Origin of the sequence: Gordonia sp. ABKF26, from assembly GCF_041103195.1 — a bacterium.
Taxonomy (GTDB): Bacteria; Actinomycetota; Actinomycetes; order Mycobacteriales; family Mycobacteriaceae; genus Gordonia; species Gordonia terrae.
This window is the reverse complement of record NZ_JBGCVZ010000003.1, coordinates 5096391-5118814: the sequence shown is the minus strand read 5'-3', so window position 1 is coordinate 5118814 and position 22424 is coordinate 5096391. Positions and strand designations below refer to the sequence as shown.

The 22424-nt window shown below is 68.4% G+C and carries 21 protein-coding genes; 11 read left to right on the top strand and 10 right to left on the bottom strand.

All coding sequences use genetic code 11. From position 1 onward, the window contains the following. Window positions 1–105 precede the first annotated feature (105 nt). Window positions 106–951: a 3-hydroxybutyryl-CoA dehydrogenase gene (locus AB4Z55_RS23605; protein ID WP_004020720.1), complete on the top strand. Its 846-nt coding sequence runs from the start codon at window positions 106–108 to the stop codon at window positions 949–951. 146 nt (window positions 952–1097) lie between these two features. Further along, window positions 1098–1952 carry an oxygenase MpaB family protein gene (locus AB4Z55_RS23600; protein ID WP_369520693.1) on the top strand — a complete coding sequence of 285 codons (855 nt, stop codon included), beginning with the start codon at window positions 1098–1100 and terminating at the stop codon, window positions 1950–1952. On the opposite strand, the gene AB4Z55_RS23595 is transcribed toward AB4Z55_RS23600, so the two are convergent. Then, on the bottom strand, window positions 1949–3235 hold the full coding sequence (locus tag AB4Z55_RS23595) for an MFS transporter (RefSeq protein WP_369520692.1): 1287 nt from the start codon (window positions 3233–3235) through the stop codon (window positions 1949–1951). The two genes, AB4Z55_RS23600 and AB4Z55_RS23595, sit on opposite strands and share 4 nt — an antisense overlap. Before the next feature lie 65 nt (window positions 3236–3300). Between AB4Z55_RS23595 and AB4Z55_RS23590 the strand changes: the two genes are divergently transcribed. Next, window positions 3301–3993: an SDR family NAD(P)-dependent oxidoreductase gene (locus tag AB4Z55_RS23590; protein ID WP_064569231.1), complete on the top strand. Its 693-nt coding sequence runs from the start codon at window positions 3301–3303 to the stop codon at window positions 3991–3993. Between the two features lie 93 nt (window positions 3994–4086). On the opposite strand, the gene AB4Z55_RS23585 is transcribed toward AB4Z55_RS23590, so the two are convergent. The 3 genes from AB4Z55_RS23585 to kstR all read right to left on the bottom strand — a co-directional run bounded on the left by AB4Z55_RS23585 (window position 4087) and on the right by kstR (window position 6333). Further along, a complete protein-coding gene (locus AB4Z55_RS23585) occupies window positions 4087–4554 on the bottom strand; it encodes a MaoC/PaaZ C-terminal domain-containing protein (protein WP_369520691.1) in 468 nt (155 codons plus the stop codon). After that, on the bottom strand, window positions 4551–5561 hold the full coding sequence (locus AB4Z55_RS23580) for an alpha/beta hydrolase family protein (RefSeq protein ID WP_004020715.1): 1011 nt from the start codon (window positions 5559–5561) through the stop codon (window positions 4551–4553). Before AB4Z55_RS23580 ends, AB4Z55_RS23585 begins: the two co-directional genes overlap by 4 nt. 121 nt (window positions 5562–5682) lie before the next feature. Beyond that, on the bottom strand, window positions 5683–6333 hold the full coding sequence (gene kstR, locus AB4Z55_RS23575; protein ID WP_004020714.1) for a cholesterol catabolism transcriptional regulator KstR: 651 nt from the start codon (window positions 6331–6333) through the stop codon (window positions 5683–5685). Window positions 6334–6466: 133 nt separating this feature from the next. Between kstR and AB4Z55_RS23570 the strand changes: the two genes are divergently transcribed. Continuing rightward, window positions 6467–8674, top strand: coding sequence for an acyl-CoA dehydrogenase family protein (locus tag AB4Z55_RS23570; RefSeq protein WP_369520690.1), 2208 nt, complete (start codon window positions 6467–6469; stop codon window positions 8672–8674). Here the strand turns inward: AB4Z55_RS23570 and AB4Z55_RS23565 are convergent. Continuing rightward, window positions 8671–9690, bottom strand: a complete 1020-nt coding sequence (locus AB4Z55_RS23565; protein ID WP_369520268.1) for an IS481 family transposase — start codon at window positions 9688–9690, stop codon at window positions 8671–8673. The genes AB4Z55_RS23570 and AB4Z55_RS23565 overlap by 4 nt on opposite strands. A 241-nt stretch (window positions 9691–9931) precedes the next feature. Here AB4Z55_RS23565 and AB4Z55_RS23560 point away from each other — a divergent pair, with 241 nt between their 5' ends. From AB4Z55_RS23560 to AB4Z55_RS23535, 6 genes are all read left to right on the top strand, one after another. Next, window positions 9932–11071: an acyl-CoA dehydrogenase family protein gene (locus AB4Z55_RS23560; RefSeq protein ID WP_369520689.1), complete on the top strand. Its 1140-nt coding sequence runs from the start codon at window positions 9932–9934 to the stop codon at window positions 11069–11071. Then, complete coding sequence (locus AB4Z55_RS23555) at window positions 11061–12224, top strand: acyl-CoA dehydrogenase family protein (RefSeq protein ID WP_369520688.1); 1164 nt, start codon at window positions 11061–11063, stop codon at window positions 12222–12224. The genes AB4Z55_RS23560 and AB4Z55_RS23555 overlap by 11 nt, the downstream gene beginning before the upstream one ends. Further along, complete coding sequence (locus AB4Z55_RS23550) at window positions 12221–13285, top strand: bifunctional MaoC family dehydratase N-terminal/OB-fold nucleic acid binding domain-containing protein (RefSeq protein WP_369520687.1); 1065 nt, start codon at window positions 12221–12223, stop codon at window positions 13283–13285. Before AB4Z55_RS23555 ends, AB4Z55_RS23550 begins: the two co-directional genes overlap by 4 nt. Further along, window positions 13282–13755: a MaoC family dehydratase gene (locus AB4Z55_RS23545; RefSeq protein ID WP_369520686.1), complete on the top strand. Its 474-nt coding sequence runs from the start codon at window positions 13282–13284 to the stop codon at window positions 13753–13755. The genes AB4Z55_RS23550 and AB4Z55_RS23545 overlap by 4 nt, the downstream gene beginning before the upstream one ends. Next, on the top strand, window positions 13755–14927 hold the full coding sequence (locus AB4Z55_RS23540) for a lipid-transfer protein (protein WP_101820886.1): 1173 nt from the start codon (window positions 13755–13757) through the stop codon (window positions 14925–14927). Before AB4Z55_RS23545 ends, AB4Z55_RS23540 begins: the two co-directional genes overlap by 1 nt. Window positions 14928–15126: 199 nt before the next feature. Further along, window positions 15127–16761 carry an acyl-CoA synthetase gene (locus tag AB4Z55_RS23535; protein ID WP_369520685.1) on the top strand — a complete coding sequence of 545 codons (1635 nt, stop codon included), beginning with the start codon at window positions 15127–15129 and terminating at the stop codon, window positions 16759–16761. On the opposite strand, the gene AB4Z55_RS23530 is transcribed toward AB4Z55_RS23535, so the two are convergent. The 3 genes from AB4Z55_RS23530 to AB4Z55_RS23520 form a co-directional block, all read right to left on the bottom strand. Further along, window positions 16762–17403 carry a LysE family translocator gene (locus AB4Z55_RS23530; protein ID WP_369520684.1) on the bottom strand — a complete coding sequence of 214 codons (642 nt, stop codon included), beginning with the start codon at window positions 17401–17403 and terminating at the stop codon, window positions 16762–16764. 158 nt (window positions 17404–17561) lie between these two features. Further along, window positions 17562–18866, bottom strand: coding sequence for an SLC13 family permease (locus tag AB4Z55_RS23525; RefSeq protein ID WP_369520683.1), 1305 nt, complete (start codon window positions 18864–18866; stop codon window positions 17562–17564). 13 nt (window positions 18867–18879) lie between these two features. Further along, the gene (locus AB4Z55_RS23520; RefSeq protein WP_369520682.1) at window positions 18880–20541 is read right to left on the bottom strand and encodes an MFS transporter; all 1662 of its coding nucleotides are present in this window, start codon (window positions 20539–20541) and stop codon (window positions 18880–18882) included. Between the two features lie 213 nt (window positions 20542–20754). On the opposite strand from AB4Z55_RS23520, the gene AB4Z55_RS23515 reads away from it, so the two are divergent. Then, on the top strand, window positions 20755–20952 hold the full coding sequence (locus tag AB4Z55_RS23515) for a hypothetical protein (RefSeq protein ID WP_004020703.1): 198 nt from the start codon (window positions 20755–20757) through the stop codon (window positions 20950–20952). Window positions 20953–21004: 52 nt separating this feature from the next. On the opposite strand, the gene AB4Z55_RS23510 is transcribed toward AB4Z55_RS23515, so the two are convergent. After that, window positions 21005–21436, bottom strand: a complete 432-nt coding sequence (locus tag AB4Z55_RS23510) for a hypothetical protein (RefSeq protein WP_004020702.1) — start codon at window positions 21434–21436, stop codon at window positions 21005–21007. A 122-nt stretch (window positions 21437–21558) separates the two neighbouring features. Further along, on the bottom strand, window positions 21559–22422 hold the full coding sequence (locus AB4Z55_RS23505; protein ID WP_369520681.1) for a MaoC/PaaZ C-terminal domain-containing protein: 864 nt from the start codon (window positions 22420–22422) through the stop codon (window positions 21559–21561). Window positions 22423–22424 lie beyond the last annotated feature (2 nt).

The following is a 22424-nucleotide window of genomic DNA, read 5'->3' as shown; positions in this document are numbered from 1 at the left end:
AGGCGGCACCCGGGGCGAATGTTCCCGAGATGCCAGGAGTCGTTCGATCGGCTGATCCGAGGACCGACTACCGTTTGTCGTACCACTCGACTTCGGAGGTTCACTGTGCAGCAGATCGGCGTCATCGGCGGAGGCACCATGGGTGCGGGCATCGCGGAGGTGTGTGCCAAGGCGGGCAGCGACGTCGTGATCGTTGAGGTCAAGCAGGAGTTCGCCGACGCCGCGCGATCGCGGGTGGAGAAGTCGTTGGCCAAGGCGGTCAGCCGGAACAAGCTCGCCCAGGACGACGCCGACGCCGCGCTCGGGCGTCTGCGGGTGACGACCGACTACGCCGACCTCGCCGATCGCGAGCTCGTGATCGAGGCGGCCCCCGAGATCGAAGAGCTCAAGCGCGAGATCTTCGCGAACCTCGATCAGGCAACCGGCGCGAACACCATCCTCGCCACGAACACGTCGTCGATCCCGATCATCAAGGTCGCGACGGCGACCAAGACGCCCGAGCGCGTCGTCGGCGTGCACTTCTTCAACCCGGTGCCGGTGATGCCGCTGGTCGAGATCATCTCCACGCTGACGACCGCGCCCGAGACGGCCGACGCCGTGAGCGCATACGTCACCGACACCCTCGGCAAGACCGCGGTCCGCGCGGGTGACCGGTCCGGTTTCATCGTCAACGCCCTGCTCATCCCGTACCTGTGTCAGGCGATCCGGATGTTCGATTCGGGTTACGCCTCGGCCGAGGACATCGACCTCGCGATGAAGGGCGGCTGCGGCTACCCGATGGGTCCGCTGACCCTGCTCGACACCATCGGCCTCGACGTCACGTTGTCCGCCGCGGAGTCGCTGTACGCGGAGTTCGCCGAACCCCACTATGCGCCGCCGGCCCTGCTGCGCCGCATGGTCGACGCCGGCCGCCTCGGACGGAAGACCGGTCGCGGGTTCTACACCTACTGATCCGGCAGAAGACAGACGCCGAACCCCGGCTCACCTTCGGGTGAGCCGGGGTTCGCTGCATCCGGGACTGTCGACCGATGTGTCGACACGCGCTAAGCTGGCCACGACACAATCAGGCAACACTTGTTATCAGAATGGGCGGGGCCATGACGCAGGGCGATCAGCGCATGTCGCGGACCGAGATGGACAACATCGACAGCAGCTTCTTCGCGCGTTCGCTGCTGTCGATGGGGCAGACGATGAGCACGACGAACGTGATCATGCAGCTGGCGAACCCGGCGGTCGGATACGGCGTCGCACACAGCAAGGTCGAGAACGGGCGACTCGATCGTCATCCGGTCAAGCGCGCCCGGACCACCGCGTCGTACCTCGCGGTCGCGATGCTCGGCAACGCCGACGACCGGCGCCGGTACCGGCACGCCGTCAACCGGCAGCACGCACAGGTGCGGTCGGACGAGAACAGTCCGGTCGAGTACAACGCGATGAACACCGACCTGCAGCTGTGGGTCGCGGCGTGTCTGTACTACGGCTGGGAGGACATCTACGAACGGGTGCACGGCCCCCTCCACGGCGCGGATCGCGAGAAGTTCTACCAGCAGGGCAAGGTCTGCGGCACGACGCTGCAGATGCCCGCCGAGGCCTGGCCCGCCACGCGCGACGAGTTCACGGCCTACTGGGACGACCAGGTCTCGCGCATCGAGATCAGTGACGAGATCCGCGACTTCCTGCTCGACATCGCGAACTTCGGCTACGCGCCGACCCGCATCCAGGAGAAGTACGGCCCGGTCAAACTCCGCCGGACCATCGGCTATCTGCCCCAGCCGTTCCGCGACGCTCTCCGGGTCGAGTGGACCGACGAGGACCAGGAGTGGTTCGACGGCTACGTCGCCGGGCTGGTGGAGAAGGAGCGTCGCACGCCGCTGTGGCTGTCCCGATTGGGTTTTCGTCTTCTGCTCGCCGATGTTCGGCTTCGGGTCCGGATGGGACGGCCGCTCGTCTAGGGGAGAGCGGCGCCGCTGCGGCGAGCGGCCAGGAAGGCCAGTGCTCCGGCGACCAGACACGCGACGGCTCCGACCGCGAGACCGACACGCGCGTCGAAGGTCTCGATGATCGCGCCGACGATCGGACCCCCGATCGGCGTCGACCCCATGAACGCCACCGACCACAACGCCATCACCCGACCCCGCATCCGCGGTTCGGAGTTGAGTTGCAGCGTGGCATTGCCGGTCGACATGAACGTGACACTCAGCCAGCCGACTCCGAAGAGCGCACAGATCGCAGTCGGCAGATTCGGTGCGAGGGCGGTCGCCCCGACCGCGACGCCGAAGCCGAACGCGGCCAACGTGAGTGGGCGCAGGCCGGTCGTTCCGCGGGCCGCGACCACCAGGCCGCCGACGACCGCACCCACACCCATCGCCGACGTCATGAAGCCCAGTGCCTCGGGCCCGCCGTCGAACACGAAGTCCGCGACGGCCGGCAGGGTGACCGGAAAGTTGTACGTCAACGTCCCGACGAGCGCCATCGTGGCCAGCGGAATCCAGAGTGCGGGGCTGCCGCGGACATATCGGAGACCTTCTCGCAGCTGGCCTTTCGCGCGTGGGATCGGTGTCTCCGTCGTGATCTTCAACGAGTCGAGCGCGAGGAGCGAGGCGACCACGGCGACGAAGCTGACTGCGTTGACGGCGAAGCACAAGCCGGATCCGACGAGGCCGAGGACCACGCCGGCGACGGCCGGACCCACCGCGCGGGCGGCGTTGACCATCACCGAGTTGAGGGTGACCGCGTTGCGTATCAGGTCCTTGCCCACGATCTGATGGATGAACGCCTGGCGTGCCGGCTGTTCGAAGGCGTGCCCGAGCCCGAGCATCACCGCCAATACGCCCACGTGCCAGACCTCCACCACCCCGGTGAGCGTGATGACGGCGAGCGCCGCGGCCAGCAGGCCCATCATCGACTGCAGGGCGATGAGCAGTCGGCGCCGGTCGACGCGATCGGCGATCACCCCGGCGTACGGACCGATGAGCAGGACGGGCAACGCCTGGAGGGCGACGATGAGCCCCAGAACCGATGCCGACCCGCTCAGCGTCAGGACGAGCCAGGCCTGCGCCGTCGCCTGCATCCACGAACCCGTCATCGAGACGGCCATCCCCGCGTAGAACAGCCGGTAATTGGGGATGCGCAACGACGCGAACATGCTCGTCCGGTCCGACTCGACGGGGGGATCACCGCCCGGCTCACGGTCCCGCGAATCGTCTTCGATCTCGGGAACGCGCTCGTCGGTCATCGACGACCATCGTAGGCGCGCGGCGTGAGCCGCCGGGGTGACGCACCTCCAGTAGGGTCGGCAGGATGACTCAGACGGTGATCGTGTCGGGTGGGACGGGCGGCCTCGGGTCGGCGGTCACCCGGAAGTTGCTCGACGACGGCAGGCGCGTGGTGGTTCCCTGGATCGCCGAGTCCGAGTTGTCGAGGCTGCCCGAATCGGACCGGCTGGTCGGTGTTCACGCCGATCTCTTCGACGAGGCGTCGGTGGCCGAGGTCGTGGCGGTCGCGGCCGGTGACGCGTCGGCGCCGGTGACCGCGGTGGTGAATCTGGTGGGCGGTTTCGCGATGGGGGACCGGGTCGACGCCACGCCGGTCGACGAGTTCGAGCGCCTCCTGCGGCTCAACCTGCGGCCGCTGTATCTGCTGTCCGCGGCGGCGATCCCGAAGCTCGTCGAGGCCGGTGGCGGGTCGATCGTCGGGGTGTCGGCGAAGGCGGCGTTCGCACCCTTCTCCGGTGCGGCGGGCTACATCACGTCGAAGGCGGCGGTGTGGGCGTTCATCAGTGCGCTCGCCGCCGAGTACAAGTCCGACGGCGTCCGGGCCAACGCGATCTTGCCGTCGGTGATCGACACCCCGGGGAACCGGGCGAGTCAGCCCGACTCGTCCCGCGCGGGTTGGGTGTCGCCGGAGTCGATCGCGGAAACGATCTCGTTCCTGGTCTCCGATGCCTCCAGCGCGATCACCGGAGCGCAGATCCCGGTGCCCGGCGTCGGCTGAGCCGGGCACGATCGGAGATCAGCCGCACAGTCGACGGAATCAGACGCACAGTCGACGGGGCCTCGAAACCGCTGCAGCGCAACCGTTCGGGGATCAGTCGCGCGAACGGCCCGGACGGGCGTGCACATAGGCCTCGACGACCGTGCGCATCACGGGTCTGCCCTCGCCGTTGCGCAGCTCCGCCGACGAGGTGACCAGTGCGCGGTCGCGGTCGTCGAATTCGATCGCGTCGATGACGGTCGACCCGGTGAGGGTGTCGCCGGGTCGGACCGGACGCAGGAACTCCACGTCGCCGAGTCGCTTGCCGGCGATCACCCGCCAATTGGTCAGCACGCCGGTGACATTGAGCTTCTGATAGATCGACATCGTGTGCAGCCCACTGGCGATGAGCCCTCGGTAGGGCCCGCGTTCGGCGACTTCCTTGTCCACGTGGAAGTCCTGCGGATCCCATGCGCGAGCGAAGTCGAGGAGTTCCTCTTCGCTGACGACATGCTCGCCGAACTCGAAGATCTGGCCCACGGACAGGTCATCGGCCCACAAGCGGTCCGATGCGTCGCTCACCTCAGGTCTGCCGCGATCTTCGGCCAGGTGGTCTCGAGGTCACGTTCCCAGTAGCCCCACGAGTGCGTGCCGCTCGGCCGGAAGGTGACCTCGTGCGGCACCTTGAGGGCCCGCATGCGCGAGACCATCTGCTTGGTGCACTCGTTGACCGCGGCCTCGATGATGCCGCCGATGACCATCTGGTTGGCCAGCGTCAGCGGATCGCCGGCGACCAGCGGCGCCTCGAGCCGGTCGAACTGACCGGGCATGCCGGTCCCGCTGGTCATGTAGACCTTGGTGCCGCGCAGCTTGTCCGCGTGGATGTACGGGTCGTTGTCCCGCCAGCCCGCCGAGTTGACCGGTCCCCACATGTTGTTCAGGTTGCCCTGCCCGCGGTCGGCGACGACCATCCGGATATAGGCCTGTCCGACCGGATCGCTGGTGCGGGCGCATCCGCTGTAGGCGGCGGCCGACCGGTACAGCTTCGGTGCGGCGATCGCGAGATTGAGCACCGACGTGCCGGCCATCGAGATCCCGGCGATCGCGTTGACCCCGGTGGTGTCGAATTCCTTGTCCACCAGCGGTGGGAGTTCCTTGGTGAGGAACGTCGTCCACTTGTTGCGGCCGAGCACCGGATCGTCGTGCTGCCAGTCGGTGTAATACGAGAACGCGCCGCCGATCGGCGTGACGACGTTGACCTCTTTGTCGGCGAAGAACTTCGCGTACTGGGTCTTGGCCGCCCAGGTCGCCGAGTCCTCGCCGCCGCCGGCGCCGTTGAGCAGGTAGAGCGTGGGGCGCGACTTGGTCGTGTCCTTGGGGCGCAGCACGTTGACCGGGATGAGTTTGCGCATCGCCGCCGAGTACACGATGAGGGTCGACTGCTGGGCCGAGTCGTGGACCACGGTGTCGACGCGGGCGCGATCGGGGTCGGGTGTGGGTTCGGCCAGCGCGGCCGGAGCCCATCCGGCGGTCGCGACCGCAACGGCACATCCGGCGACGCACAGTCGTCGCAACCAGGAGGATCGCACCTCTAGCCCCTTCTGTAACAAAATTCTCAGACGTAACAAAGGTAGCCGAGAACGTCGAGGGCTCCCAACCCGAGAAGGCCCTCGTCACCCAGTTGTGACGTCACTTTCGAGGGGGTGGTGACTACTTGGCGCGATCTTTGAGCAGCAGTCGGACGGTCAGCTCGAGTCGGTTGGTGACGTCGGTGGCCGACGCCCGCCGGGTGAGCCACTGCACGAGGTTCGACATCCACACGTCGGAGAGGACACGGGCGATCGCGAGATCTTCTTCGGTCGGCTCCCCGTTGTCGACGATGGCGCCCGCGAGGAGCCGGTCGATGATCCCGGCGACCTGGTCGACCTCGGCGGTGGCCGACGCATCGGCGAACATGAAGGCGCGCGTCATCGCCTCGGTCAGGAGAGGATCGCGCTGCATGGCGAAGGTGATCATGTCCAGGACATGTCGGAGCCGGTCGATGGCGGTGTCGCCGCGTAGCTGCGAGCGGTCGACCTTGGACTCGACGCGCTCGAACTCGCGGGCCAGCGCGGTGACCAGCAGGTGGACCTTCGACGGGAAATAGCGATACAGCGTGCCGACGGCCACATCGGCCTTGTCGGCGACGGTGCGCATCTGCACGGCGTCGTAGCCGCCCTTGGATGCCAGGGCGAGGGTGGCGTCCAGGATGCGGCGGCGACGTTCGCGCTGCGCGGTGGAGCCGGCTTCGGACGAGGCGGCAGGCGCCGCAGCCCCGTTGGGAGCGTCGACCGCGGCGTTGCCGGGTGCAGAACGGGCCATGTGCTCTCGAACATCCTCACGTGTCAAACGGTCTGGCGGGTGGATCGCGGGTGGGTACCCGATCCGAGTACACCCATGGCATATTAGAACAGGTTCTAATTATTCGTCACAACTCGACATACAGGGATTGCCAGTGACAATCGCCACGTCTTCCGAGCAGATCGCGGTGCGCGACAGCATCGCGTCCTGGGCGCGCTCCACCAGTGTGACCGACATCGTCCGTTCCGACATCGACAAGCCCCGCGACCAGTGGACGCAGTTGCTGTCCCAGATCGCCGACCTGGGCGTGTTCGCCGCAGCGGTCCCCGAGACCTCCGACGGCCTCGGGGCGAGTTTCCTCGACGTGGCCGCCATGCTCGAGCAGTGCGGGGTCGACCTCGTCCCCGGCCCGCTGGGTCCGACGGTGTCCGCGGCGATCGCGCTTGCGATCGCCCGCCGCGACGCGCACGAGGGTGGCGCCGACCGGGGCGCCGCGCTGTTGCCGGAGGTGCTCGCCGGATCGGTGCCGGTGGTGACGCCCGCGACGAGTTACGCCGGGGTGGCCCGCGAACTGTCCGGCGGCGACCTCGACCTCGGGCTCGTCGGCGGGTACGTCGAGGGTTGCGCCGTCCTGGTCGAGTTCGGGACCGCCGACCGCGAACGGTCGTGGTGGATCGTCCCGCCGGGTGTCGGCGTCGCCGATGTCGCGCCGCAGACCCCGCTCGACGGCACCGCATCGGTCAGCCGCGTCCGCGTGTCCGAGATCGAGGTCGACGACCTGATCGAACTCGGGGACCCGACGTTCGTCGCCGGCCTGCTGTCGGCGACGCTCGCCGCCTACCAGAGCGGCGTCACCCGGTGGGCCCTCGACACCGCCGTCGAGTACGCGAAGGTCCGCACGCAGTTCGGCGTGCCGATCGGATCGTTCCAGGCGATCAAGCACATCTGCGCCGAGATGCTGTGCCGCAGCGAACGCGTCACCGCGGTCGCGTGGGACGTCGCCCGCGCGGTCGACGACGTGCTCGCGGCCGCGCCGGGGGACGAGCTCGTCTCCGCCCGCGAGCAACTCGAGATCAGCAGACTGGCCGCCGACGTCGTCGTGGGCCGCGATCCGGTCGCCAACACCAAGGACTGCGTCCAGGTTCTCGGCGGGATCGGGTTCACCTTCGAGCACGACGCCCATCTCTATCTCCGTGCGGCGCTCGCCGCGCAGGCGACGCTGGCGAACGCCTCGGCGCATGCCGCCGCACTCGCCGGGCTCGGACTGTCGGGGACGCGGCGACGTTTCCGTCTCGACCTGTCGCAGGTCGAGGACCGGCGCGAGGAGGTCCGTGCCACCGTCGCGGCGATCGCCGACGCGGCCCCGGACGAGCGCCGCAGACTCCTCGCCGAGACCGGCTATCTGACCCCGCATTGGCCGGCGCCGCACGGCCTGGGTGCGGACGCGGCGCTGCAATTGCTGATCGACATCGAGCTCGAGTCGGCCGGCATCGAGCGGCCCGATCTGGTGATCGGCGCGTGGGCGATCCCGACGATCCTCGAGCACGGCACCGACGCGCAACGTGAACGGTTCGTCGCGCCGACACTCGCCGGCGACATCGTGTGGTGTCAGTTGTTCTCCGAGCCCGAGGCGGGCTCGGACCTGGCCGCGTTGCGAACCCGAGCCGAGCGGGTCGACGGCGGCTGGCGACTGGACGGGCAGAAGATCTGGACCTCGCAGGCCCACAACGCGCAGTGGGCGATCTGTCTCGCGCGCACCGATCCCGACGCGCCCAAGAACAAGGGCATCACCTATTTCCTCGTCGACATGAGTTCGCCCGGAATCGACATCCGTCCGTTGCGCGAGCTCTCCGGACGGGCCAACTTCAACGAGGTCTTCCTCGACGGCGTCGTCGTGCCCGATGACTGCGTCGTCGGCGACGTGAACGGCGGCTGGCGGCTGGCCCGCACCACCCTCGCGAACGAGCGGGTGGCAATGGGTGGGACCGGTCTGGGCAAGGAGATGGAGGCGCTGCTGTCGCAGGTGCGGTCGATGGACCGGGAGCTGACCGACGAGGAGCTGTCGGCGCTCGGCACGCAGCTCGCCGACGCGCATGTCGGCCGGGTCCTCGATACGCGGGCGGCGACGAGGCAACTGGCCGGGCTCGACCCCGGCGCGTTGTCGAGCGTGCGCAAACTGATCGGCGTCGAACATCGCCAATCGGTACCCGATCTCGCGTTGCGGCTCCTGGGGGCCGCCGGCCTGGCGGCGTCCGAGGCATCCGACGCGGTGCTGCAGAACCGGTGCCTCTCCATCGCGGGCGGGACCACCCAGATCCTCCGCACCGCGGCCGCGGAACGCATTCTCGGTTTGCCGCGCTAGCTGTACTGACCCGCCAGGTTGGGTACGCGACTGACGGGTGAGTTGCCTCGCAGTGCGGTGTGGCCGCGTTCGTGATTGTAGGTGCGAAGGAACTCGGGGAAGGCTGCGACGCGTTCGGTTTCGCTGAGGTAGGGGCGGGCGTAGGCCCATTCCTCCTGCAGGGTGCGGTTGAAGCGTTCGACCTTGCCGTTGGTTTGCGGCCGGTACGGGCGGGTCCACTTGTGCTTGATCCCGTTGTCGGCCAACAACTGTCGGAACATTCGGGACCGATAACATGACCCGTTGTCGGTCATCACCCGCGCGGTGGTGACACCGATAGAGGCGAAGTGCGCCACTGCCCGGGTCATGAACGCGGTCGCGGTTTCCTTCTTCTCATCACCGAGGATCTCTGAGTAGGCGTAGCGGGAATGGTCGTCGACGGCGTGGTGGAGGAACGCGTACCCCAGGTTGGGGCGGCCGTGGACTTTGCGGGGTCGTGCGGGCTCGCGGTGGGCGCTGGAGTTGCGGGCGCCCAGGGCGCGTCCGTGGATGCGGTGTCCGCCACCGTCGGGGATTCTGCCGAGTTTCTTGATGTCAACGTGGATCAAGTCTCCGGGCGCTTGGCGTTCGTACTGATGAATCTCGCGTCTGCGGGCACGTACGGGCGCCCCTGTTGCGGGGTCGGTCCATGACAACCGTAGGCATCGGTACCGGGTCAGGATGCGGTGCACCGTGGAGACGTTCACCCCCAGGTGAAACGCGATCCTGGCAGGCCCCCAGCGGCGGGAGACGCGTAACCCGACGACCCGGCGTTCCCGGCGCCGGCTGGTGCGATGCGGACACGACCGGGGTCGGCTGGAGCGGTCGACCATTCCGGCTGACCCTGCCTCGCGGTAGCGGTCGGCCCACCGTTTGGCCGTGGTAACCGACACGTTGAATCGATCAGCCGCGCGACGCAGTGGCCACCGGTCGTCCACGACGCACCGAGCCAGACGCAACCGACCAGTCGGGGACAACGGTGAATTACGGTGAGACACGAAGACCTCCGGGTTGAGGAGCGGTTCCTAGACAGCTCCACACCTCACTCGGAGGTCTTCCCTATGTCACGCCGACTCGCCGAACGCCGTACCTAACGTCCCGGGTCAGTACAGCTAGCCGACTGCGGCGAAAGTGCCGAAAGCGCAGATAAACGCCGATTCCGACACCCTTGCGCGCGGACTCTGATACAACTAGAACAGGTTCTAGTTCTTGACGGGTTCATGGTGAGGGAGGCACAGGGTGGACTTTGCCCTGGACGGCACGGCGATCGCGGTTCGCGACGTCGCCGAAGACGTGTTCGCGCGGCGACAGCCCGACTGGGAGTCGAGATTCGGTGGGCAAGATCCCGAGACGACCGGAGCGACCCGCGGCGGGTTCGAGGCCGACGGCTGGCAGGCCCTCGTGGACGCCGGACTGCTCGCGCTGCCGCTGCCGGCCGCGCTCGACGGTGACGAGGTCGACGAGTCGGGTCTGCTCCCGCTGTTCCGCCGGATGGGACGCGCCGCGGCCGTGACCCCCGCTCTCGGCTCGCTGACCGCGGCGCTCGTGTTCGCGAAGGCGGACCCCCAGACGGGCGAGGGATCGGTGTGGTCGCGGTTCGGGAGCTCGCTCACCGGCGGCAGCTGGGTCTCGATCGCGATCGGCGAGCACGGCGACGCTCTGACCGCCACCCCACGGACGTCCGTCCGCGACGGACGACTGACCGGGACGAAGGTCGGTGTGCTGCACGCCGACGGTGCCTCGCTGTTCCTCGTCACCGCCGATGCGGGCGTCGTCGCCGTGTCCCCCGACGCCGAGGGGGTCGCCATCGCGCGCACGCCGACCTCGAGCGGCTGGGGCGAGTACACGGTGACCTTCGACGACGTACCCGTCGACGATGCCGACATCGTGGTCCGCGACCTCGCGGTGCTCCGCGACCGGTATCGCCTGGCCCTGTGCGCCTACGCGGACGGCCTGGTCGCCGGCGCCACCCGCCTGACCGCCGACCACGTCTCGACGCGTGAACAGTTCGGCAAACCGATCGCCCTGTTCCAGGCGGTGGGTCAGCAACTGGCGGACATCTACGTCGTCGGCCGGTCGATGGAACTGGCGACCACCGCGGCGGCCTGGCGACTGTCCGAGGGGCTCGACGCCGCAACCGATCTCGCGATCGCCGCCTACTGGCTGGCCGAGGAGATCCCGCCGACCACGCGGACGATGACCCACCTGCACGGCGGCATCGGAGTCGACATCACCTATCCGCTGCACCGCTACTTCTCGCTCACCAAGGACCTGGCGCGCCTGGTGGGCGGAGCGCACGTGCGGCTCGACGAGCTCGCCGACATCACCGACGTCCCCGCCGACGACACCCGTATCGCAGAGGTGCCCGATGTTCATTGACCTGACCCCCGAACAGCGCGCGCTGCGCGCCGAACTGCGCGAGTACTTCGCCGATCTGGTCACCCCCGACGAGGCGGCGGTGATGCTCACCGAACGCCACGGACCGACCTACCGCAAGGTCATCAAGCGGATGGGCGACGACGGCTGGCTGGGCGTCGGCTGGCCGAAGGAGTTCGGCGGCAAAGGCTTCGGCGAGATCGAACAGCAGATCTTCACCAACGAGGCGGTGCGTGCCGACGTCCCGCTGCCGTCGGTGACGCTGCAGACCGTCGGGCCGACCCTCCAGGTGCACGGCACCGACGAGCAGAAGCAGAAGTTCCTGCCCGCGATCCTGGCCGGTGACGTGCACTTCGCGATCGGCTACACCGAGCCCGAGGCGGGCACCGACCTGGCCTCGCTGACCACCACCGCGGTCCGCGACGGCGACCACTACGTGGTCAACGGGCAGAAGATCTTCACCACGGGTGGGCACGACGCCGATTACATCTGGCTCGCTGTTCGCACCGACAAGGACGCGCCGAAGCACAAGGGGATCTCGATCCTCATCGTCGACACGTCCGATCCGGGCTTCACCTGGACGCCGATCATCACCGCCGACGGTGCGCATCACGTCAATGCCACCTACTACCAGGATGTTCGGGTTCCGGTGTCGATGCGCGTCGGCGACGAGGGCGGCGGCTGGAAACTGATCACCACCCAGCTCAATCACGAACGCGTCATGCTGGGCCCGGCCGGCCGGATCGACGGACTCGCCGCGCGGGTGCGTGCCTGGGCGCAGCGGCCCGGTCCGGACGGGACGGTCATCGCGAAGCATCCGGACGTCCGCCGCGCGCTCGCCACCATCGACGCGTACGGCCGTATCAACGAGTTGCTCAACTGGCAGGTGGCCGCGACGGGAGAGGCCATCTCGATGGCCGACGCGGCGGCCACCAAGGTGTTCTCGACCGAACGCATCCAGATCGTTTGCCGGATGGTCGACGAGATCGTCGGGCGCTACGGCGATTTCACCGATCCGGAGACCGCGGCGCTGGTGAACTGGCTCGACGTCCAGCAGAAGCGCCACGTGGTCATCACCTTCGGCGGTGGAGTCAACGAGGTCATGCGCGACATGATCGCGACCGCCGGTCTCGGACTACCGCGAGCCAAGCGATGAGCGCGCCCGAACTCGCCCGCGACGGCGTCACCGGCGACGAGGCGATCCGTGCCGCCGCGCAGGAGATCATCGACGCCGGCCCGAGCGCGCCGGTCACCGGTCGGGACCCGATCAACCAGCCCATGATCAACAACTGGGTCGAGGCGATGGGGGACACGAACCCCGTCTACACCGACGCCGACGCCGCTCGGGACGCCGGACATCCCGGCATCGTCGCGCCGCCCGCGATGGCGCAGGTGTGGACGATGCGCGGCCTCCACGGCGTGCGGACGGCAGATGACCCATTGGGCCGCGCGAGCGAACTCTTCGACGAGGCCGGCTTCACCTCGGTGGTGGCGACCAACTGCGACACCGTCTATCACCGCTACACCCGCCCGGGCGAAGAGGTCGCGCTGTCGGCCGAGCTCGTGGAGGTGGTGGGCCCGAAGAACACCGCCCTCGGTGAGGGCTGGTTCTTCACGACCAAGAACGTCTGGTCGGTCGGGGACGACAGCGGGACGCGGGAGGTCGTCGCCGAGATGCGGTTCCGCATCCTCAAATTCCGGCCCGCGGCCAGGACCACGGCGACCGAGCAGGCGCCGGTTGCCGACGTACCTGCCGACCTGGACCCGGCGCGATTGCTGAAGCCCAGCGCATCCCGGGACACCGCCTTCTTCTGGGAGGGGGTGGCCGCGCATGAGCTGCGGATCCAGCGTGACGGCGACGGCGTGCTGCGTCACCCGCCCGTGCCTGCGACCTGGAAACCGCGTGCAGCCGACGGAACGGTCCCGCCGACGGAGTACGTGGTCGCGGCCGGTACCGGAACCATCTACAGCTACGTCGTCCACCGCGCGCCGAAGGTCCCCGGACGGCAGCTGCCGTTCGTGGTGGCGCTCGTCGAACTCGACGAAGGGGTTCGCATGCTCGGCGAACTCCGGGGCGTCGAACCGGACGAGGTGTCGATCGGCATGCGCGTGCGGGCAACCTATCTGGACTTCCCGGCCGACGAGGAGACCGGGGCCGACCCGTGGACACTACACGCGTGGGAAGCGGCCACGACGACGGAAGGTGCTCCGGCATGACGAGCGTTGCAGCTTACCCCGCGGCGGTCGGAATGACGCTGCCGCCGTTGACGATCGAGGCGACGCCGACGTTCGTGGTGGCGACTGCGCTGGCCACGCGCGACTTCCAGGACGTGCACCACGATCGCGATCTCGCACAGGCCAAGGGGTCCAAGGACATCTTCGTCAACATCCTCACCGACACCGGACTGGTGGAACGGTTCATCACCGACTGGGCCGGTCCGTCCGCCCGGATCGGCTCGATCGCACTGAAACTCGGCGTCCCCTGGTATGCCTACGACACCGTCACCTTCACCGGCGAGGTCACCGCCGTCGACGACGGGGTGATCACGGTCGCCGTGACCGGCACCAATTCGCTGGGCAAGCACGTCATCTCGACGGTCACACTCACGATCGGCGCGGCCGAGCCCGCCGCCGTGGGTTCGGGGTCGGAGCATCGAGGCCCGGCCGGTCGAGGGGAGGAACTCTGATGGGGTCACTGTCCGGCCAGGCGGTGATCGCCGGAATCGGCGCCACCGAGTTCTCCAAGGATTCCGGTCGCAGCGAGCTGCGGCTCGCCGCGGAGGCGGTGTCGGCGGCGATCGCCGACGCCGGTCTCACACCCGCCGACGTCGACGGTCTCGTCACCTTCACGATGGACACCAACAGCGAGATCTCCGTCGCGCGAGCAGTGGGTATCGGAGACCTGACGTACTTCTCGCGGATCCACTACGGCGGTGGTGCCGCGTGTGCCACGGTCCAGCAGGCCGCGATGGCGGTGGCCACCGGCGTCGCCGACGTCGTGGTGGCCTACCGTGCCTTCAACGAGCGATCCGGTCTGCGCTTCGGACAGGTGAATTCGGCGGTGGCGAACCAGGAGAACTCCTCGGGTACCGAGAACGCCTTCACCTACCCGCACGGTCTGTCCACCCCGGCCGCCTTCGTCGCGATGATCGCGCAACGCTACATGCACGACTTCGGGGCCACCAGCGAGGATTTCGGGCGTATCGCCGTCGTCGACCGCAAGCATGCGGCGGTCAACCCGGACGCGTTCTTCTACGACAAGCCGATCACCCTGGAAGATCACCAGAACTCGCGGTACATCGCCGAACCCCTGCATCTGCTCGACTGCTGCCAGGAGTCCGACGGTGGCGTCGCACTCGTCATCGTGTCCCCGGAACGGGCGAAAGACCTGCCGCACAAGCCCGCCGTGATCGCCGCCGCCGCCGCCGGTAGCGCGGCCGATCAGTACATCATGACCAGCTACTACCGGGATGAGCTCGCCGGTCTGCCGGAGATGGGGCTCGTCGGCCGCCAGCTCTGGTCGCAGTCGGGGTTGCGTCCCGACGACATGGACATGGCGATCCTCTACGACCACTTCACCCCGTACACGCTCCTCCAACTCGAGGAGCTGGGGTTCTGCGGACGCGGCGAGGCCAAGGACTTCGTCCGCGAACCGGGGGCTCTCGAGGTCGGTGGCCGGTTGCCGTTGAACACGCACGGCGGCCAGCTGGGCGAGGCCTACATCCACGGGATGAACGGGATCGCCGAAGGGGTCCGACAGATCCGCGGGACCTCGGTCAACCAGGTCGAGAGCGCCGAGAAGGTCGTCGTCACGGCCGGGACCGGCGTTCCCACAAGCGGATTGGTGCTGACCGCATGACGCGCACCGATTCGAGAACCCCAGACGACCCTTCGAGGCTCGTCGCTATCGCTCCTCGCACCTCAGGGAGCAGATGGTCGACCGCTATCGCTCCTCGCACCTCAGGGAGCAGATGGTCGACCGCTATCGCTCCTCGCACCTCAGGGAGCAGATGGCGAACCCCCACCAACCCACTCCGTATGACCAAGGAGCGCGCACGATGAAGTTCAACCTCGCCGATGTCTTCGAGACCGTCGCCGACTCGGTGCCCGAGCGGATCGCGCTCAGCTACCAGGGCAGGCAGATCAGCTACGCCGAACTCGACACCCTGTCGAACCAGGTGGCACATCTGTTCGCCGGGTCGGGGATCGGTGCGTTCGACAACGTCGCCCTGTTCCTGAAGAACAGCATCGAACACGTGACGAGCCTGTTGGGTCTGCTCAAGGTGCGTGCGGTTCCGGTCAACGTGAACTACCGCTACACCAACGCCGAACTGCAGTACATCTTCGACAACTCCGACTCCCGCGCGATCATCGTCGAACTGCCCGAACACCAGCGCAGTGTCGCCGAACTCCTGGCCGAGATCCCCACCGTGCGAACGGTGTTCGTGATCGGTGAGATCGTCGAGGAGCTCGCGACGGCGGCCGCCGCACTCCCCGATGGACGCACCGTGGAGATCGTGTCCTTCGCCGACGCCGAGTCCAAGCCGGACGGCCGCGACTTCGAGCCGCGCAACGGCGAAGAGTTGTACCTGCTCTACACCGGCGGCACCACCGGGTACCCGAAGGGTGTCATGTGGCAGCACGACGACTTCTTCCGCAAGCCGCTTTCCGGCGGCAATCCGTACGGGGAGGCCCGTAAGGACCTCGACGAGATCGGCACGGCGGTCAAGGATTTCCCGCCCATCGCCTTCCTGCTCGCGGCGCCGCTCATGCACGGCGCGGCGTCGTACTCGCTGTTCACCTTCTTCACCCTCGGCGGGCGACTGGTCATCCAGCGGGACTTCGATCCCGAGGCCATCGTCACCGAGATCGAGAAGGAGAAGGTGAACATCGTCCTCATCGTCGGCGACGCCATGGGCATGCCACTCGTCGAAGAACTCGAGAAGCGCAAGGATGCCGTCGACCTGTCGTCGATGTTCTCGATCACCTCCGGCGGCGCGATCTGGTCCCAGCACGTGCGCGACCGAATGCTCGCGGTGAAGCCGGATCTGGTGCTGCGCGACAACTTCGGCGCGTCGGAGTCCGGCAACGACGGCGAGATCATGATGGATGACAACGGCAATCTGAAGGTGCCGCCGACCGACCGGATGATGGTGGTCGACGATCGGCACAACAAGATCGAGCCCGGCTCGGGGGAGGTCGGCTACATCGCGCGCATCGGCAACGTCCCGCTCGGTTACTACAAGGACGAGGAGAAGACGGCGAAGACCTTCCCGACGCTGGCCGACGGCACCCGGATCTCGATCCTGGGCGACATGGGCACCGTGGAGGCCGACGGGTCGATCGTGTTCCTCGGACGCGGTTCGCAGTGCATCAACACCGGCGGTGAGAAGGTCTACGCCGAGGAGGTCGAGGCGGTTCTGCATGCGCATCCGGCGATCGCCGACGCTCTCGTCGTCCCGGTTCCCGACGAGAAGTACGGGCAGCGTGTCGCCGCCGTGGTGAAGGTCGCCGACGGCGCCGTCGAACCGTCGCTCGAGACGATCCAGGACCACTGCCGCGAGACCCTGGCCCGCTACAAGGTCCCGCGGACCGTCGTCTTCGTCGACGAGGTCAAGCGCACCCCGGCGGGCAAGGCCGACTACCGCTGGGCCAAGGCCGCCGCCGCGGCCCAGGAGACCGCCCCGGTCTGATCAACCCTCGAGTGCGAGACGCACTCCGAACCCGATCAACGCGACTCCGCCGATCGCTTCGACGCGACGGCGGAGTCGTGTGTTCTGGAGCCAGCCCGCGATGCGGCCGGCGGCGCCCACCAACACGGTGAAGTACGCCGCGGTCAGCGCGATGTAGATGGCCCCCAGCCCGAGGGTCGTCCATCCCGTCGAGGACCCGTCCGGCACGAAGCCGGGCAGCAGGCTGATGAACAGGATGCCGATCTTCGGGTTGAGGATGTTGGTGAGCAGTCCGGCGACGAAGCCGGAGAACAGCATTCCGAGTTCACGACCCGCGGCCGGTTTGTCACCGTGTGCCGCGGCGAGATCGGGGCCGGCCCGAAGCAATGCGCGGACCGAACTGATGCCCATCCACACGAGGTAGCAGGCTCCGACGATCTTGAGGATCTCGTAGCCGGTCTCGCTGGCCTGCAGCAAGGCCGACAGTCCCAGCACGGCGGCGGTGACCCAGACCATCAGGCCGCACAGGATCCCGGCGGCGGTACGCAGGGCTTCCCCGCGTCCGCCGCGTACCACCGCGCGCAGGATCACCAGGGTGTCCGGACCCGGCAGCAGCACGATCAGTGTCGCGGTGACAACGAAGGACAACAGCGCGGCGAGCATGGGGTCATGGTAAGAACCAGCGCGCGGATGGGTGCGCCGGGGCGGCCACCGCCGGCCGAGCAGCGTCGACTGAGCGAAGCGAGGACGCCGCGTCCCCTGCTGGCCGAGCAGCGTCGACCGAGCGTAGCGAGGACGCCGCGTCCGTCGAGGTCACCATCTCAACCGGCCGAACTGAACTGCAGCACACCCCAGAGCGCGACCACCGCGACGACGAGAGTCGCCGGCACGGTGAGTGCGCCGAGGCGTAGGTACTCGCGGGAGGTCGGGGCGCTCGTGCCCTCACCGGAGCCGTCGCGGTGCATGATGTCGCGCCACAGCAGGTTGGCCAGCGACCCGAAGTAGGCGAGGTTGGGTCCGAGGTTGACGCCGAGGAGCATCGCCAGGACCAGGCCGGGTTCGTGGGCGACGAGCGGGATCAGCAGCAGGGTCGCGGGCAGGTTGTTGACCAGGTTGGCGAGGACGGCGGCCAGCGCCGCGACCGCGAGCAGCGCGAGGAGCGAGGACTCGTCCGGGATCAGCCCGCCGATCCAGTCGCCGATCGGGCCGGTTCGCACCGGGAGGATGACGACGCCCAGGACGGCGACGAACCCGAGGAACGGGATGTTCAGGGCGTGCAGCGTGTCCCGCAGGGTGGGCAGCGGGGCGTCGAGCAGCCGCGGCACCGTGAAGGCGGCCGCGCCCACGCCGGCCACCGCGGCCAGCGGGATGCCCAGCGGTTCGGTCACGACGAAGGCGACCAGCAGCAGGCCGAGCATCACCAGCATCAGGGTGGGGCGGGGTGGATCGTCGACCGGAGCCGGATCGCCGACCGTCGAACCGGCTGCGGGCGCGGTGCGCGCGAGCGAGTCGGCGAAGTACATCCGGAAGACCAGGTATTCGACGACGATCGCGGCCACCCACGGGGCCAGCATGACCCCGGTGAAACCGAGGAAGCTCAGTCCGGTCGCGGAGAACGCGAGCAGGTTGGTCAGGTTCGACACCGGCATGAGGGTCGACGCGGTGTTCGCCAGGTGTGCGTTCGCGAACGCGATCGGGGTCACCGGCGCCCCGATCCGCCGTGCGGTGGCGACGGCGACCGGTGTCAGCAAGACGATCGTGGTGTCGAGGCTGAGGACGGCGGTCGTCGTCGCCGCGGCCAGGAAGACGATGCGCAACAGACGATGTGGCGAGGCCCGACTCCAGCGGGCCAGGAGCGAACCGATCCAGGTGAAGACGCCCGCGCGGGCACAGGCGTCGGCGACCACCAGCATCGCGGCCAGGAAACCGATGGTCGGCGCCATCGTGGCGATCTCGTCAGCGGCCTGCCCGAGGTCGGCCAGGCCGAGCGCGATCAGCAGCGCGGCCACCGGCGCGGCCACGACAACGGCCGGAACACGCTGGGCGACAACGGTCGCGACGATCACCACGAGCAGGGCGGCGACTCCGACCAGGGTGCCGGCGACGCTGTCCGCGGTGAGTACCACCGGGACAGGCTACTCAGTCGCGGGCGTAGGTGTCGTCGCGGTCCTGATCGGGATCGGACGCGGCCTCGGTCGGTGGCACCTCGACGACGCGACGCGGGGTCAACCAGAGCAGCGCCACCGAGCTCGCGAGCATGATCCCGCCGAGCACGAGCGACGCCTGCTCGAACGGACCGTAGAAGGCCCCCCGGCTGCCCTCGGCGATGGTCTCGGCGAGATCGGCGGCCTGCCCGGAGAGTCGGTCGACGACCACCGTCGCCTCGGCGAGTGATCGCTCGATGAGCGTCCCGGCCTTCTCGGCCTCGGCGACCATGGCCTGCCCCCCAGCGGTGTCGCCGGCGGCGATTCGCTGCTGACCGGCCGCCGCCAGCTGCTCGCGCGCCAATTGCGCGGTCTCGCCGATCCGCGACTGGTATCCCGCCGCGACGATGCTGCCGGCGATCGCGATGCCGATCGCCGCGCCGATCTCACGTGCGGTGTCGTTCACCGCCGAGCCCACCCCCTGGTTGTCGAGCGGGGTGTTGGACATGATGGCCGTGGTCGCCGGAGCCGATGCGAGACCGATGCCCACGGCGATCACCGCGACCACCCCGGCCAGCGTCCAATAGGTCTCGTATCGGAACGAGCCGAGGAGGATCAGCCCGACACCCGACAGCAGGGCGCCGCCGGCGATCACGAACTTGAGCGAATCGAGCCGCACGGCAAGCCAGTTCGCGACCAGGGTGGTGAGGCCCACGCCGGCCACAAAGGGCATCAGGGCCAGGGCGGACTGCAGCGGGGTGTAGTCGAACACCAGCTGGAGCAGCTGCAGCAGCAGGAAGAACATGCCGAACGAGGCGAGGAACTGGACCGCGACCGACAGGGCCCCTGATCCGAAGGCACGGTTGCCGAGGAGCCTCACGTCGAACAGCGGCGACGTCGACCGCAGCTCGACGACGACGAAGGCTCCGGCGAGCAGCACGCCGCCCACGATGCAGATGAGGACGAGGGGATCGGCCCAGCCCCGGTGCGGGGCTTCCAGCAGTCCGAGGACGACGCCGGTGATGGCGAGGACCGAACACAGGGTTCCCGGGATGTCGAAGCGACCGGGGTCGCTGTCCTTCGACGTGCCGATGGTCAGGCAGAGGGCGGCAGCCACGGCCGACGACGCGGCGAAGGTGATGAAGATCGAATGCCACGAGAAGAACTCGAGCAGAAGGCCGGTCACCAGGAAGCCGGCGATGGCACCGCCGCCCGCGATCGCCGACCAGATGCTGATCCCGACCGCGCGTTGACCTTCCGGCATCCCGGAGGTGATGAGGGACAGGGTGGTCGGCATGATCAGGGCCGCGGCAGCACCGGCGAAACACCGGGCCAGGATCAGCTGGGTCGGGCCGTCCACCCAGATCGCCACCAGCGAGGCGAGGCCGAACAGGAGAAGGCCGGCGATCAGCACCTCGCGGCGTCCCAGGCGATCGCCGATCGCGCCCGCCGGGAGAAGGAGCGCCGCCAGCGCCAGGGTGTAACCGTCGACGATCCAGGTCATCTGTCCGGCGTCGGCGCCGGTGTCGATGGCGATGTCGGGCAGGGCCGTGTTGAGGGCCGCCATCGCGGCCACGACCATGCTGACCGACAGACAGGCGACGAGGACGAGCCAGGCAGATCGAGCGTCGAGGCGGATGGCGGACGGTAATCTCATTCGGCGTCCTGCGCTTTCGGGGTCTGCATGCGGCGACACGTGGTCGGCCGGCACCGACACTGTGTTGCGATTTCGTTATCGCGACACGCTATGTGGGCGCCGACGCTACACGAGTAACTTGTGACACATTTATCACTGCAGTATCGATACCGGGCGAACGCGAGACCGCGCCGGTCCCCGTTGGCCCCGGACAACCGAAAGTGGTGACAGGTCATGGCCTCACCCCGAATCGCACGAACCCCCGCCGCTGCTACTCCCGCCGTCGCGACCCCGGTCGCATCGCCCGACGTCGCCCCGAACGGGACCGAGATCTCGCCCGCCCGCGTCCATGTGTGGCGTGTGCTGTCGATGCTCGCCGCACTGATCGGCATCGTCGTGGCCCTCGTGGCCATCGCGTCGTCAGCGGTCTGACCCGACTCCGTCGGAGTGGCGTCCCGGCCGCCGACGACGCGCCTACCGATGCCTAGGCGGCGTGCCGCTCGATGGCGGCACCCAGACGCGGCAGTGCCGCGATCACGTACTTCTTTCCCTTGCCGCGCAGCGAGTTGTACGCCTTCGCGAGTGCGGGCTTGGCCGTCTCCGCCTGCTCGTCGGTGACCGAGAGCAAGGCCTCGGCCGCGGCATCGCTGTTGGCCGAGAGGTGATCGCCGAAGGCGACACCGGCGGGCTTGGAATCCCAGAACGGCGCCAGCGCCTTCAGGAAGTCCTCGGCCATCTGATCGGTGGCGCTGTGCACGACACCGGGCTTCACCTTCTGCACCGCGGAGTAGGCGGTCTTCACAGCAGCGCCGCTCAGACCCGACTGGTCGGCCACCTCGGCGTCGATGACACCGACGAGGTCGGTCACCAATGCGCTGCGGTTGTCGGCGAGTAGGGGCGTCAGCGAATCGCTCATGGGCGTCTCCTCGGGGATATGCGACGTGGAACCTGCGGGCCGCCTCGCGGTCCGCGTGTGTAGCGTACTGGCCCCTCGAGACATCGTCTCCGGGCCGCGGCCGAGCCGTCGCGACGCCGGGGCTATCGGCGACGTTCGCAGACCACATTGCCGAGGGCCTTCGCGCCGTCGCGTTCGACGACGGTCGCGGTGGCCAGCAGCCGGGAATCGTCCTCCCAGACCTCGACCGCGAGGGTCTCGCCCGGGAACACCACGCCGGCGAACGAAGCCGAGTAGTCGGCGACCGCGGCCACGTCGCCGCCGAGGACCTCGTCGACGATCGCTCGACAGACCGTGCCGTAGGTGCACAGGCCGTGCAGGATCGGCCGGGGAAAGCCCGCGCGGGAGGCGAATTCGGGGTCGGAGTGCAGCGGATTGCGGTCTCCGCACAACCGGTAGAGCAGTGCCTGCTGGGGGAGCGTCGCCACGGTCAGCCGATGATCGGGAGCGCGGTCGGGATACTCGACCTTGGCCGACGAGCCGCGCTCGCCCCCGAAACCGCCCTCGCCCTTGGCGAAGATGGACGAGCGAGAGGTCCACAGCGTCTGACCCTCGTCGTCGGCGGTCACCGACTCCTGCACGATGACGGCAGCCGAACCCTTGTCCTGGATCTCGGCGATCCGGGTGCGGGTGGTCGCCTTTCCGCTCGCCGGGAGCGGCCGGTACGCGGTCACCTGCTGGCTGCCGTGGACGACCTTCGCGAGGTCGATGTCGATGCCCGGGAACGAGACCTTCGGGGGTTCGGTGGTGTGGAACCCGGCGGCGACCGTGGCGAAGGTGGGCAGCACCTTCGGCGTGGCGTCGTGGATGTACTCGAGCCCGGTGGTGTCCATCGCATCCGATGCGGCACCCACCGCGAGGTTGTAGAGGGCGGCGTCCGACGCCGACCATTCGAAGCTCACCTCGGGCAGTTCGGCACCGAGGGCGACGGAGGGATCGATCGGCATGG

Excerpts from the sequence above, each read along its gene's own strand:
- AB4Z55_RS23515 (WP_004020703.1), top strand. The coding sequence starts at position 20,755 with ATGGCCTCACCCCGAATCGCACGAACCCCCGCCGCTGCTACTCCCGCC.
- AB4Z55_RS23505 (WP_369520681.1), bottom strand. The coding sequence starts at position 22,422 with ATGCCGATCGATCCCTCCGTCGCCCTCGGTGCCGAACTGCCCGAGGTG.
- AB4Z55_RS23535 (WP_369520685.1), top strand. The coding sequence starts at position 15,127 with ATGAAGTTCAACCTCGCCGATGTCTTCGAGACCGTCGCCGACTCGGTG.
- AB4Z55_RS23600 (WP_369520693.1), top strand. The coding sequence starts at position 1,098 with ATGACGCAGGGCGATCAGCGCATGTCGCGGACCGAGATGGACAACATC.
- AB4Z55_RS23550 (WP_369520687.1), top strand. The coding sequence starts at position 12,221 with ATGAGCGCGCCCGAACTCGCCCGCGACGGCGTCACCGGCGACGAGGCG.
- AB4Z55_RS23595 (WP_369520692.1), bottom strand. The coding sequence starts at position 3,235 with ATGACCGACGAGCGCGTTCCCGAGATCGAAGACGATTCGCGGGACCGT.
- AB4Z55_RS23530 (WP_369520684.1), bottom strand. The coding sequence starts at position 17,403 with ATGCTCGCCGCGCTGTTGTCCTTCGTTGTCACCGCGACACTGATCGTG.
- AB4Z55_RS23510 (WP_004020702.1), bottom strand. The coding sequence starts at position 21,436 with ATGAGCGATTCGCTGACGCCCCTACTCGCCGACAACCGCAGCGCATTG.
- AB4Z55_RS23555 (WP_369520688.1), top strand. The coding sequence starts at position 11,061 with ATGTTCATTGACCTGACCCCCGAACAGCGCGCGCTGCGCGCCGAACTG.
- AB4Z55_RS23545 (WP_369520686.1), top strand. The coding sequence starts at position 13,282 with ATGACGAGCGTTGCAGCTTACCCCGCGGCGGTCGGAATGACGCTGCCG.
- AB4Z55_RS23540 (WP_101820886.1), top strand. The coding sequence starts at position 13,755 with ATGGGGTCACTGTCCGGCCAGGCGGTGATCGCCGGAATCGGCGCCACC.
- AB4Z55_RS23520 (WP_369520682.1), bottom strand. The coding sequence starts at position 20,541 with ATGAGATTACCGTCCGCCATCCGCCTCGACGCTCGATCTGCCTGGCTC.
- AB4Z55_RS23590 (WP_064569231.1), top strand. The coding sequence starts at position 3,301 with ATGACTCAGACGGTGATCGTGTCGGGTGGGACGGGCGGCCTCGGGTCG.
- kstR (WP_004020714.1), bottom strand. The coding sequence starts at position 6,333 with ATGGCCCGTTCTGCACCCGGCAACGCCGCGGTCGACGCTCCCAACGGG.